This is a genomic window from Neisseria weaveri (assembly GCF_900638685.1).
GTDB classification, from domain to species: Bacteria; Pseudomonadota; Gammaproteobacteria; order Burkholderiales; family Neisseriaceae; genus Neisseria; species Neisseria weaveri.
On the sequence record NZ_LR134533.1, the window covers coordinates 1,564,431 to 1,576,582 of the forward strand.

At 47.7% G+C, this 12,152-nt stretch carries 10 protein-coding genes; 3 read left to right on the forward strand and 7 right to left on the reverse strand.

Annotated elements, in window-relative coordinates; translation table 11 throughout:
- Nucleotides 1-20: 20 nt before the first annotated feature.
- Nucleotides 21-1,367, forward strand: coding sequence for an RNA polymerase factor sigma-54 (gene rpoN / locus EL309_RS07630; RefSeq protein WP_004283840.1), 1,347 nt, complete (start codon nt 21-23; stop codon nt 1,365-1,367).
- Between the two features lie 59 nt (nt 1,368-1,426).
- On the forward strand, nt 1,427-1,750 hold the full coding sequence (gene hpf, locus EL309_RS07635; RefSeq protein WP_004283839.1) for a ribosome hibernation-promoting factor, HPF/YfiA family: 324 nt from the start codon (nt 1,427-1,429) through the stop codon (nt 1,748-1,750).
- Nucleotides 1,751-1,860: 110 nt separating this feature from the next.
- Here the strand turns inward: hpf and prmA are convergent, their stop codons facing one another.
- The 3 genes from prmA to accB form a co-directional block, all read right to left on the reverse strand.
- Nucleotides 1,861-2,748 carry a 50S ribosomal protein L11 methyltransferase gene (gene prmA / locus EL309_RS07640; RefSeq protein WP_004283838.1) on the reverse strand — a complete coding sequence of 296 codons (888 nt, stop codon included), beginning with the start codon at nt 2,746-2,748 and terminating at the stop codon, nt 1,861-1,863.
- Nucleotides 2,749-2,955: 207 nt separating this feature from the next.
- Entirely contained in the window at nt 2,956-4,314 is a 1,359-nt protein-coding gene (gene accC, locus EL309_RS07645; RefSeq protein ID WP_004283837.1) for an acetyl-CoA carboxylase biotin carboxylase subunit, read from the reverse strand.
- Between the two features lie 101 nt (nt 4,315-4,415).
- Nucleotides 4,416-4,880: an acetyl-CoA carboxylase biotin carboxyl carrier protein gene (gene accB / locus EL309_RS07650; RefSeq protein ID WP_004283836.1), complete on the reverse strand. Its 465-nt coding sequence runs from the start codon at nt 4,878-4,880 to the stop codon at nt 4,416-4,418.
- 387 nt (nt 4,881-5,267) lie between these two features.
- Here accB and queA point away from each other — a divergent pair, with 387 nt between their 5' ends.
- Nucleotides 5,268-6,323, forward strand: a complete 1,056-nt coding sequence (gene queA / locus EL309_RS07655) for a tRNA preQ1(34) S-adenosylmethionine ribosyltransferase-isomerase QueA (protein ID WP_004283835.1) — start codon at nt 5,268-5,270, stop codon at nt 6,321-6,323.
- Nucleotides 6,324-6,390: 67 nt separating this feature from the next.
- Here the strand turns inward: queA and EL309_RS07660 are convergent, their stop codons facing one another.
- Genes EL309_RS07660 through EL309_RS07675 form a run of 4 tightly spaced genes read right to left on the reverse strand, consistent with a single transcriptional unit; the run spans nt 6,391 to nt 12,121 of the window.
- Nucleotides 6,391-8,535: a polysaccharide biosynthesis tyrosine autokinase gene (locus EL309_RS07660; RefSeq protein WP_004283834.1), complete on the reverse strand. Its 2,145-nt coding sequence runs from the start codon at nt 8,533-8,535 to the stop codon at nt 6,391-6,393.
- A 25-nt stretch (nt 8,536-8,560) separates the two neighbouring features.
- Nucleotides 8,561-9,007 (reverse strand): arsenate reductase/protein-tyrosine-phosphatase family protein, encoded by a 447-nt coding sequence (locus tag EL309_RS07665; protein ID WP_004283833.1) that lies wholly within the window; start codon nt 9,005-9,007, stop codon nt 8,561-8,563.
- Nucleotides 9,008-9,042: 35 nt separating this feature from the next.
- Complete coding sequence (locus EL309_RS07670; protein WP_081463195.1) at nt 9,043-10,176, reverse strand: polysaccharide export protein; 1,134 nt, start codon at nt 10,174-10,176, stop codon at nt 9,043-9,045.
- Nucleotides 10,177-10,189: 13 nt separating this feature from the next.
- The gene (locus tag EL309_RS07675) at nt 10,190-12,121 is read right to left on the reverse strand and encodes a polysaccharide biosynthesis protein (protein WP_004283830.1); all 1,932 of its coding nucleotides are present in this window, start codon (nt 12,119-12,121) and stop codon (nt 10,190-10,192) included.
- Between the last annotated feature and the right edge of the window lie 31 nt (nt 12,122-12,152).

The window sequence follows — 12,152 nt, forward strand, 5'->3', positions numbered from 1 at the left end:
TTGCTGAATAAGAATAATCCATGAAGCAAAATGTCGGACTCAAACTCAGGCAAACCCAGCAGTTGAATTTGGGATTACAGCAGTCTTTGCGTATCTTGCAGATGTCCAGCCAAGAGTTGGAACGCGAGGTTGAAGATTGGTTGCAGGATAATCCCTTGCTTGAAAAAAATGATACGGAAACAGAGGCTGCTTTACAGCTGGAGCAGTTTACCGCTGCCGTCGGCAGCAGAAATATCGGTGGCGATGATGCCGAAGATATTTGGGCAACGATTGCGCACGAAGACAATTTCAACGAATACCTGCATAAACAGGTGTGCGAACATCCGCTGACACCGGTAGAGGCCGACAGGGTTCATCTGCTGATTGATTTTCTCGATGAACAAGGCTATCTCTCGGAGAGCTTGGATGAGATTGGCGAGCATATTCCTTTGGAATGGTCATTGGATCCCGATGCGTTGCAAGATGCTTTGGATTTATTGCAGAATTTTGAGCCGGCCGGTGTGGGTGCAGCCGATTTGGCAGAGTCGCTGTTGCTCCAATTGATGCGTTTGCCTGCATCTCCGGAACGCCAGGTGGCCGGCCAGATTGTCCGAACGATTTTGCATGAGCTTGGGCCGAGTAAGCAGCAGAACAAGGCAAAATGCCGGAAGTATTTTCCTGAAGCGGATGCCGGGCTGATTGAAGCGGCTTTGGCTATGATTGCTGATTTGAATCCTTATCCGGCATACGGTTTTGCCTCCGCAGAACCGACAGCATACATACAGCCCGATGTTTTTATCAAAGACACCAAAGACGGGTGGAAGGTGGTCGGTAATCAGCAAGCATGGCCGCAAATCGCATTGAACCAAGACTATTGTGAAATGCTTAAAGAGTCGGAAGAAGTCAGCGATGTTTGGAAAGAAAAACTTGCTGAAGCCAGACAGCGTATCGACAGCTTGGAAATGCGTAAAAATACGGTTGTGCGCTTGGCAGAGTATGTATTGTCCAAGCAAGAAGACTTTTTTACTTTCGGCGAAGTCGGTTTGGTACCGTTGCTGATGAAAGATGCGGCAGTGGAATTGGGTATTGCCGAAAGTACGGTTTCCCGTGCCGTAAACCAAAAATATTTAGCTTGCCCGAGGGGCGTGTTTGCGTTACGCTATTTCTTCACACAAGCCGTTGCCGCTTCCCGAGGCGAAGACACCAGCCAAAGTGCGGTTAAAGCCATGCTTTCCGAGCTGGTCAAAAATGAAAATAAGGAAAAGCCTTTTTCGGATGAAGCATTGGTGAAGCTGTTACAGAAACAGGGCGTTTCGATTGCACGGCGAACGGTGGCAAAATACAGGGAAGCATTGGGTATTCCTCCTGCCCATCAGCGCAAACCTTGAATACAGTATTTTGCAGCATGCATCGGCATTCTGCGTTTTCATACTAAAGGAGTGTTACCATGAATCTGAAAATTACCGGTCTGAACTTTGATGTTACGGAAGCCATTAAGAATCATGTCAACCAGAAGTTGGAACGTATCAACAGACATGCAGGCAATATTATTTCGGTTGCCATTACGTTGTCGGTTGAAAAAGTGAATAATAAAGCTGAGGCGGATGTGCATCTGGCAGGCAAGGATTTACATGTCGAATCAGTGGAAAGCGATATGTATGCGGCAATCGATATCTTGATGGATAAAGTCGACCGTGCCATTTTGAAACACAAAGGTAAAAGCAACGATGTGCGTGCAGTGGCAGCACCGGAGCCGGAAACCGAAGAGTAAAAGTGTTGCCGGTTTGAATGGCAATATTCATATAAAATGAAAATGAAGTAAAAAGGCCGTCTGAAAATTTTCAGACGGCCTTGTTTATGGTTGGCGGCGGATTGTACGATTTAGCGTTTGATACCGCTTAAACATGCCCAACCTTCATCTAGTTTAGCCGGTTGTAAGTCGAACCATTGCCCGTATATGCCGCTCATTTCTTCAACTTGCTCTTCCAGAATACCTGAAAGCACGATGCGTCCGCCTTGTCTGGTACGTTTGGCCAACATTTCACCAAGCATGCGTAAGGGGTTGGCGAGGATATTGGCGACCACGACATCAAATTGACCTTCGGGTAAATCTTCCGATAAGTAAAACTGTGCGTCTACTTGGTTTTGTGCCGCATTATCGCGACTGGATCGGATGGCCTGTTCGTCGATATCCACCCCCGTTGCACTTGCAGCTCCCAATTTCAGTGCGGCAATAGCCAGAATGCCGGAACCGCAGCCGTAGTCTAAGACTGATTCTCCGCCTTTTAAATTGTTGTCCAGCCATTGCAGGCATAAGTGTGTGGTCGGGTGGCTGCCCGTGCCGAAAGCCAAACCCGGGTCGAGCTGGAGGTTGATGGTGCCGCTATTCGGGGCTTCATGCCAAGAAGGAATCACCCACAGGCGTTCGGAAATTTGAATCGGATCGAATTGCGATTGGGTCAGCCGAACCCAGTCTTGTTCGGGCAATAACACCATTTCGTAAGGAGGGGTTTCAATTCCGCAGTCTGCGGCAGCAGCGGAAACGATGGGGTCGATATCGGTATGTTTGTCGAATAAGGCGATGACTTTGCTTTTCTGCCACAGTTGATCGGTCGGCATGCCAGGCTCGCCGAAAATAGGCTGTTCGTTACTGGTGCCGGCATAAGCATCTTCGATGGCGGCAGACAGGGCACCGTGTTCTATCAGGGAGTCCGACAGGGGTTCGGCGATAGATTCGTTTACGGCAATGGTAATTTGTTGGTATGACATATGGGCTTTCTTTGTGCTTCGGAGGCCGTCTGAAATTTCTGCAGATAGCTTGTGAGGTTATGTTGTCAATCGGGTTGGAATATTGGCGAATAGTCTTGTTTTGAGAAATAAGTTGATCCGCCATAGTTTTTTGTATTTTAACGGATTGCCTGATGTTTAAAAAGGCCGTCTGAATTTTCAGACGGCCTTTAGACTAAACTGGAAGAATCAGGCTTTTTGTGCTTTGCGTGCTTCCAGCCATTGTTCCAGGTAATGGATGCTTACTCCGCCTTCGCTAAATCCGGGGTCGACAAATAAATCGCGGTGCAGAGCCGTATTGGTTTTAATGCCGGTAATGGCCAATTCGGCCAAGGCAACACGCATTTTGGCCATTGCTTGCTCACGGGTTTTGCCGTGTACGCAGATTTTGCCGATTAAGCTGTCGTAGTTGGGCGGAATGCGGTAGCCTTGATAAATGTGGCTGTCAACTCGAATACCCAAGCCGCCGGGAAGATGGCAGCTTTCAATTAAACCCGGGCTGGGGATAAAGTTGTATGGGTCTTCTGCATTGATACGGCATTCGAAAGCATGACCTTCCAATACGATATCTTCTTGTTTGTATTGCAGCGGCAAACCGGCGGCAACGCGCAGCTGTTCTTGAACGATATCGACACCGCTGATCAATTCGGTTACCGGATGCTCCACCTGTACGCGGGTATTCATCTCGATAAAGAAGAATTCGCCGTCTTCGTATAGAAACTCAAAGGTACCCGCACCGCGATAGCCGATACGTTTACAGGCTTCCACACAGGCGTTGCCGATTTTCTCGCGTTCCGCTTGAGTAATGCCGGGAGCAGGTGCTTCTTCGATGACTTTTTGATGGCGGCGTTGCATGGAGCAATCGCGTTCGCCCAAGTAAATGGCATTGCCGTGTTCGTCGGCCAAAACTTGGATTTCGACGTGGCGTGGGCGCTGCAGATAGCGTTCCATATAAACCATCGGGTTGCCGAATGCGGCACCGGCTTCGGCTTTGGTCATTTCAACCGAGCGCAGCAAGTCTTCTTTTTTCTCGACCACGCGCATACCGCGTCCACCGCCGCCACCTGATGCTTTGATGATGACGGGGAAGCCGACTTGGTCGGCAATTTTCAGGATTTCTTCGTCGTTGTCGGGCAACGCGCCTTCAGAACCGGGTACGCAGGGTACGCCGGCTTCGATCATGGCGTGTTTGGCCGAAACTTTATCGCCCATTAAGCGGATGGTGTCTGCACGCGGGCCGATAAAGGTAAAACCGGATTCTTCCACTTGTTCGGCAAAGCTGGCGTTTTCAGCCAAGAAACCGTATCCGGGGTGAATGGCATCGGCACCGGTTACTTCGGCGGCGGAGATGATGGCCGGAATATGGAGATAGCTTTGCGGAGAGGGTGCAGGGCCGATACATACGGACTCGTCTGCCAGTTTGACATGAAGGCTGTCTTTGTCTGCTTCGGAGTGCACTGCAACGGTGGCAATGCCCATTTCGCGGCAGGCGCGTAATACGCGGAGTGCGATTTCGCCACGGTTGGCAATCAAGACTTTTTTCAGCATAGTTTTCTTTCAGAATGGAGTAAAAAGCCAAAAGGGCTTTTGTTCTGATCGGTTTCAGACGGCCTTATGCATAATCGGATGAGGCCGTCTGAAAAACGGGCTTATTCGATAATGAATAAAGGTTCGCCGAATTCGACGGGGTGGCCGTTTTCAACCAGGATTTCTTTCACTACGCCTGATTTTTCCGCTTCGATTTCGTTCATCAGTTTCATGGCTTCGATAATGCACAGGGTGTCGCCGGCTTTAACGGTTTGGCCTACTTCTACGAATGCGGGAGCAGTCGGACTCGGAGCGCGGTAGAAAGTGCCGACCATCGGTGATTTTTGTGCGCCGCTCAAATCGCGTGCAGCCGAAGGTGCGGCTGTCGGGGCTGCTGCGGGAGCAGGCGTTGCGGCCGGTGCGGCAACAACCGGTGCGCTGTGCTGCACCGGTGCTGCGTAGATGGCTTGTTGCGGTGCGGTTGAGCGGGTAATGCGTACTTTTTCTTCGCCTTCCGTCACTTCGATCTCGGCAATGCCGGATTCTTCAACCAAATCGATCAGCTTTTTCAGTTTTCTTAAGTCCATAATTATTTTCCTTTTGGTAAGGTAGGTGTTGCAGCCGATGGCTGCAAGCACGGAATTTCGTCTGCTCCGCTTGGGTGGGGGAGTGTGCGGAAGATGGGGTGCCAAACAGGATTTTTCTTAAATTTTCCTATGCTGTTTATTCCGCATGGTTTTGAAAATGATAATGGCGCATTTTCGCTAACTTGCTGTTAAATGTCTAGTAAAATATCAAAAATAAGTAGTTTTTTCGAATTATATGTAATTTCGGGCATTCTGTTTTGCGGGTTCGTTTTATGATGAGTAATTATTCTAAATATTGCTGTTTTGGGGGCCTTCGAGATTTTGAGGCCGTCTGAAATTTAGAATTGCGTATAATGGGCGGTTTGTTGGTTTTTGGATTAAAAGTTCATGCATATTTCGGATTTTGATTTTGAATTGCCGGATGATTTGATTGCGCAACATCCTCCCGAAATCCGCGGAAGCAGCCGTTTGTTGGTTGCTTGTCCCGGAGAGCCGTTGGGGGACGGGCAATTTGAACATTTGCCGGATTGGATTGCTGCCGGTGATGTTTTGGTATTTAACAATACTAAAGTGATCAAAGCGCGTTTGTTCGGAATGAAAGCCAGCGGCGGTAAGATTGAAGCGTTGGTGGAGCGTGTTTTGGATGAGCATACGGCTTTGGCGCACATCCGTTCTTCAAAATCACCGAAGCCGGGTACGGAGCTGGTGTTTGAGGGCGGGATCCGCGCTGTGATGGTGGAGCGTGCGGGCGAGTTGTTCTGCTTGCGTTTTGACGGTGAAAAGAATGTTTATGAGTTGTTGGAAGAAAACGGTCATTTGCCGTTGCCGCCTTATATAGAACGTGCGGCGGGTGAGGAGGATGACAGCCGTTACCAAACGGTTTATGCCAAGCATCAAGGAGCGGTTGCCGCTCCGACGGCTGGTTTGCATTTTACCGAGGCTTTGTTGCAACGATTGCGCGATAAAGGTGTTTGCACGACTGAAGTCACACTGCATGTGGGGGCGGGGACGTTTCAGCCTGTGCGCGTGGAAAATGTTGCCGAACATAAAATGCATAGTGAGTGGTTTGAAGTATCTGAAGCAACCGTGCGGTTGATTGAGGATGCACATGCCAGGGGAAACCGGGTATGGGCGGTAGGTACGACTTCGATGCGTGCGCTGGAATCTGCTGCTTTGGAAACAGGCCGTCTGAAATCCGGATGTGGCGATACGGATATTTTTATTACACCAGGTTTTCGTTTTAAGGTTGTCGACGGTTTGATTACGAATTTCCATTTGCCGAAATCGACTTTGCTGATGTTGGTTAGTGCTTTTTCGGGTGTGGAGCATATCCGTTCGGTTTACCGTCATGCGGTCGAGAAGCGGTATCGCTTTTTCAGCTACGGCGACGCCATGCTGTTGAAGCGTTGTGATGGCGGAGATGTTACGGTAAATCAAAGTTGATGTGATTGAAAATAACCGGATAAAAAAACACCGCTTTAGAGCGGTGTTTTTGTTGGCGTGACGGGCATTAATATTTTGTGTAAGCGTAATAGCTGTGCACATTTTGGGAATTGCGCGGTACGCTGTTGAAAATAATGCCGTTGATGTTGATATTGTTGTTTTTCAGACGGCTTAACGTTGCTTCCAGTTCGGCGGCAGTTGTGTTGTTGTGACGGACAACTAAGAAAGCTGTGCCGGCATATTGGCCGATAATGTTGGCATCGGTAACCGCCAATACGGGCGGTGTGTCGATAATAACGTAGTCATAGCGTTGTCTTGCCCATTCCAACAGGGCTTTCAAGCGGTTATCCATCAGTAATTCGGATGGATTGTCCGGAATCTTACCATGTCCGATAAAGCTTAAATTCGGAACTTGGGTCGGTTGGATGACTTTTTCCGGTGAAGTTTGTCCGGAAAGGATTTCTGCCAAACCTTCAGATTTGTCGACTGCAAAAACACTGTCTAAATAACCTTTGCGCATATCGGCGTCGATTAGCAGCACACGTTTGTCGGATTGGGCCATAACGCTGGCTAAATTGGAGGCGATAAACGATTTGCCTGCTTCGGGCGCCGCTCCCGATATCATTAAGATATTGTTTTTCGCGTCCATAGTTGAGAAGTGTACATGGGTACGTAGCGAACGTATGGCTTCGATAGCAATGTCAGAGGGGTCTTGTTTGGCCAACAGGAAGTGTTTCTTGGCACTGCTATTGTTTTTCAGCCATTTGGCAGCCGGCTGTATTTTGTTTTGGGTGGGTGAAATAGGAATCACAACGGTAACTTCCGTGCCCAAAGCTTCAATTTCTTCTTGGCTGGTAAGATGTCGGCGTGAGATTGAACGTACCAAGAACCAAGATGAGGCCAGCAAACCGGCCATCAGTGCTGATAAGAAGATGATAACGGCTTTTTTCGGTTTGATCGGATATTCGCCCGACACTGCCGGGTCGATAATACGCACGTGACCTTGGGCACTCGCTTTCATAATATTGAGCTCTTGCTGTTTGGTCAGCAGCTGCATATATGTGGCTTGATTGGTTTCGACGTTGCGTGTTAAGCGGATAATTTCCTGCTGGGTATTCGGTAAGTCGGCAATTTGGCGGTTGATTTTCGCTTTGGCTTGTTGCAGAACCCTTAATTTATCCAAGACGGCTTTATAAGACGGATGTTCAGGCGTATACAGTTCGGCCAGTCCGGCTTCTTCTGTTTTTAATGTGGTAATTTGTGATTCGATTTGAATCAGGCTCTCCAAAGCGCCTCTTGCTTCTATAGGAATATCGAGAGAACCGCTCTTGCGGCGGTATTCATTCAGCCTGTTTTCCGAATCCTGTAAAGCTTCTTTCAGGCGTGGTAATTCCTCACCGATAAATGCCAAGCCGTTGACGGCAACTTGTACGTCTTTGTTTTTGTTTTGGCTTACATAGTTATTGATGATGCTGTTTAAGATCAAGCTGATTTGATCGGGGTCGGTACCGGTGTAGCCGAGATTGATAATCGGGCTGGTTTTGCCTTTGCTTAATACGGACAGGTTAGTGAGCACTTTTTCAATGGCGCTGCGTTGAGAATATTTGGTCAATGTAAATTTTTGACCCGGCTCGGCCAAAATCTGATTGATTTGTAATGAAGTTTTGGGATTGATTTGAACAGTTTTGCCCACTTGTCCGTTGATGTTTGAATTGTCGGGCATAGTAGCGGTAAAACTCTTGTTGTCGATAACTTCGATTTCAATCGGTTTATTCAGCCATGCATCGTCAACTTCGAGAGTATATACGTCCAGCTGCGGTTTGGGGTCGCTGCTGAGATTTTGTGCGAGATTGCCGAAAACGGGAAAATATTTTGGCTCGATATGTTTGTCTAGATTAAGCTCTTTCACGGTTTGGCTGATGATCAGACGTGATTGGATCAGCTCGATTTCCGCTTCGGATTGAGACGGCTCTTGAGTAAACAGGCTGCTGATTTCGTTTAGAATTTGGTTTTGTTTGGTGCCCAATTCCAACATGGCATCCGCGCGATAGACGGGTGTAGTAGAAAAGGAGTAAATAGCACCGGCTAATCCGCCCAATAAAACGGCAGTAGCAATCTGGCGTTTATGATTTAGCAGATTTCTAAGCTGTTTGCCGAAATCTATATCGTCATCGGAATTGGCGGGCGTATTTTTCGTATAGTATTTGTTCATTATTTCGTTTCCCTAAGTTGGGGATTCAACCGGCCGTCTGATTGGAGAGTTTGTTGCTCCAAAGTTCGGCGGCTTCTTCTAAATGCTGATAAACAAGTTCAAAAAATTCTTCGCTTTGCATATAAGGGTCGGGAATACTTTTTTTTGCATTCCATTGGGCAAACAGCATGGTTTTGCTTCTCGAAGAAGGGGCTATTTCTGCTACTGAATCGATCTGCGAAGGTTCCATTACCAGTATCAAATCCGCTTCTCTGCACATGTCTTTTGTTAATTGGCGGGCAACATGGCCTGCGATAATGACCCCGTGTTTCAAAGCGGTTTTAATGGCTTGAAAATCCGCATCCCGCGGTGCGGGTACGTATAAACCGGCCGAGTAAATATTTAATTTAGGAAGCCTTTTGCGGAGTAACTGCTCGGCGGTAGGCGAGCGGCAGATGTTACCGACGCATACGATCAAAATATTTTGATACATAAAGTTTACAAATTGGCGATAAAAATATTTACGTATTAAAACTTAAAGATATTGTCTAAAGAGTTCGAGTTGGAAATGGTATTGGTCAACTGTGAAATAACGCGGTTCCAGCGTGTTACCGGAGCGGCCGTAATGTAGACAATATCTTCGGCATGCAGTTTAAATTCGTTGCCTAAAGCGTAAGCGGTTGCGTCTTTGAGGTTGAGCTGGTAAATATGGATCGGTTTTTCCAAATCTTTTGGCGTGTTGCGGATAACAAATACACCGGTTGCATCGGCATGGGTTTGATTTAAGCCGCCGGACTCGCCCAAAGCTTGAGTCAGGGTTAAGCCGTGCCCGCTCATGCGTAGGGCCGTTTGCTTGCCGACTTCGCCCATTACGTAAACTTTACTGTTTTCGTTGGTGGGTACATAAATAATGTCGCCATGGCTCAGCAGTTGGTTTTGCGCCAAATCGCCGTATTGAAGGATGTCCTGCAGTGAAACCGTAGAATCTACGCCGTTATGCGTCCATTTGATGTTTTGCGTGTCGGCATTGGCAGTTACACCGCCGGCCATATCGATGGCGTCTAGGAGGGTTACCGGAATGTTGGTAATCGGTTGCTGTCCGGCATTGGCTACCGCACCGGAGATGGTTACGCGCTGTGATCTGAACTCCGTTACGTTGATGGAAACGTGTGGATTTTTAATATAACGGCGCAATTGTGAAGTGATGATTTGCTGCAACTCTTCGATGGTTTTCCCTTGAACGTGCAGACGGCCTATTAACGGATAAGAAATGTAGCCGGATTCATCTACCCAAGTACCGCTGCTGACTTGTTTGCCGGGAGGATTGAATGTAGGTACTTTAGAGGCAAGGTCGGGATGATGCCAAACCATAATGTTCAATACATCGCCTTTGCCGATACGGTAGCGGTAAGTGGATTTTTTATGGTTTAAGTCCAAATTGTTGCTTGCCATGCGCGGTGGCTGTTTCATACTCTGGATAAGATTGTAAGTAATCGGACGTATGCTGACTTTGCTGTCCAAATCCACTCGCTGCGTAGAGTCTTGTTCGTGGTAAACAACGGTTTTATTTCCTTTGGGCAGGGACGAACCCGGCACAACCGTGCAACCCGTACCCAGGGCTAACAATGAAAGACTGATGATGGTCAGTTTGCAGTAATTCACGCAGAAATCCTTTTTATTTATCCGTTATCGCGGTATCAATTTTTTCAGACGGCTTATTGTTCTGCTGCCATATCAAATCGCAGATTTCGTCTTTAGGAGTAAAGGCTGTTGGCGCCTCGAGTAATAAATTTCTTACATCTGTTTGGTTTGATAAATCACATGCCTGAGTCAAGCGTTCGAGTATGTCCGAAAGCTTGTACCAAGGCAGCATAATTTCATTGGCGGTCATAATACGGGGGTGAGTGGTTTCTTTGACCTCTGCGCCGATTAATAGTTCTTCGTATAGTTTTTCACCGGGGCGCAAGCCGGTAATTTTAATCTCGATATCGCCGCCGGGATGCTCGGCATCTTTAATCTCTAAACCGCTCAGGCGTATCATTTGTTTGGCCAAATCAATAATTTTGACCGGCTCGCCCATATCCAAAACAAATACATCTCCGCCTTTGCCCATTGCACCGGCTTGGATCACCAGTTGGGCGGCTTCGGGAATGGTCATGAAGAAGCGGGTGATGTTTTCGTGGGTTAGGGTAATCGGCCCGCCGGCGGCAATTTGTTTTTCGAAAACAGGAACGACGGATCCGGAAGAACCGAGTACATTGCCGAAACGAACCATGCAGAAACGGGTTTTTTGGTCAGGCTCGGCAGCCAAAGCCTGGAGTACCAATTCAGCCATCCGTTTGCTCGCCCCCATCGTATTGGTCGGGCGCACGGCTTTATCGGTTGAAATCAATACAAAAGTAGAAACGTTAGAGTTAATGGCAGCTTGTGCGCAGAATAGGGTACCGTAAACATTGTTTCTGATGCCTTCGATGGTATTGAATTCAACCATGGGCACGTGTTTGTATGCTGCTGCGTGGTAGACGGTGTCGACTTTGTAAGCCGTCATAATTTCGCGCATACGTTCGTAATTCTGTACAGACCCCAGCAGCGGCAGTATCTCTACGTTAAAGCCTGCTGCAGCTTTCATTTCATTGAGTTCTTTGTCGATACTGTATAAAGAAAACTCGGATAATTCGAATAAAATCAGTTTGCTTGGTGCGCGTCGGATGATTTGTCTGCATAGCTCGGAGCCGATTGAACCGCCGGCACCGCTGACCATCACCACTTTGCCGGTAATGTCCGCAGCCATCAATTCGGGTACGGGATCTACGGGGTCACGTCCGAGTAAGTCGACAACCGATATTTTTTTCAAAGAGCCGACGCTGATTTTGCCGTCCACCAAATCTTTAACCCCGGGAATGGTGAGTACTTCGCAAGGATAAGGTTCCAGTTTTTTCAGGATATTTTTTCTTTCCTCGCTGGTCGCACTCGGAATGGCAAGCAGAATTTTGCTTACACCATAGCGGGCAATCAGATTGTCCATTTCGGACGGATGATAAACGGCCAAATCATAGATGACCGTACGTTGGATATGCGGATTGTCGTCTACGAAAGCAACGGCATAGTATTCGTTAACTTGTTTGATGGCTTCAAGTAATTGTCGGCCTGATTGGCCGGCACCATAAATAATGACCGGCTCTTGGGCTTTGCTTTGACGTGATGACAGCAGGGAGCGCAATGTCATGCGTGAGCCCGTGGTCAATACTACCAATACCAAAAAGTAAACGATAGGCAAGGCAAGACGCAGCCGTTGTTCGAAAATCAGAACGCTCAGGAAGAAAATGACCGCAGAAACCGCACTGCCCAACACGGTCATGCTGAGCACTTTGGTACTGACATAGCGGGTTACGGCACGATATAGCCCTAAACGGATAAAAAGAAAAATGGTTAGGCCTGTGGTAGCGATAAACGCTAACCAGTTGGCTGCACTGAGCCATTCTTGCGAGTAGCTGGCTTTAAGGTTTTGTGCAAACCAAAAAGCGATAAAAATAACGAGTGAGTCGTGAATAACAAAAATGATTTTTTTGATATTCCGAGGTAAGGCGAGCAGTTTTTCCAGATTCATATTGATATTTCTGATTTTAAAGTTATAGCCG

Excerpts from the sequence above, each read along its gene's own strand:
- rpoN (WP_004283840.1), top strand. The coding sequence starts at position 21 with ATGAAGCAAAATGTCGGACTCAAACTCAGGCAAACCCAGCAGTTGAAT.
- hpf (WP_004283839.1), top strand. The coding sequence starts at position 1,427 with ATGAATCTGAAAATTACCGGTCTGAACTTTGATGTTACGGAAGCCATT.
- prmA (WP_004283838.1), bottom strand. The coding sequence starts at position 2,748 with ATGTCATACCAACAAATTACCATTGCCGTAAACGAATCTATCGCCGAA.
- accC (WP_004283837.1), bottom strand. The coding sequence starts at position 4,314 with ATGCTGAAAAAAGTCTTGATTGCCAACCGTGGCGAAATCGCACTCCGC.
- accB (WP_004283836.1), bottom strand. The coding sequence starts at position 4,880 with ATGGACTTAAGAAAACTGAAAAAGCTGATCGATTTGGTTGAAGAATCC.
- queA (WP_004283835.1), top strand. The coding sequence starts at position 5,268 with ATGCATATTTCGGATTTTGATTTTGAATTGCCGGATGATTTGATTGCG.
- EL309_RS07660 (WP_004283834.1), bottom strand. The coding sequence starts at position 8,535 with ATGAACAAATACTATACGAAAAATACGCCCGCCAATTCCGATGACGAT.
- EL309_RS07665 (WP_004283833.1), bottom strand. The coding sequence starts at position 9,007 with ATGTATCAAAATATTTTGATCGTATGCGTCGGTAACATCTGCCGCTCG.
- EL309_RS07675 (WP_004283830.1), bottom strand. The coding sequence starts at position 12,121 with ATGAATCTGGAAAAACTGCTCGCCTTACCTCGGAATATCAAAAAAATC.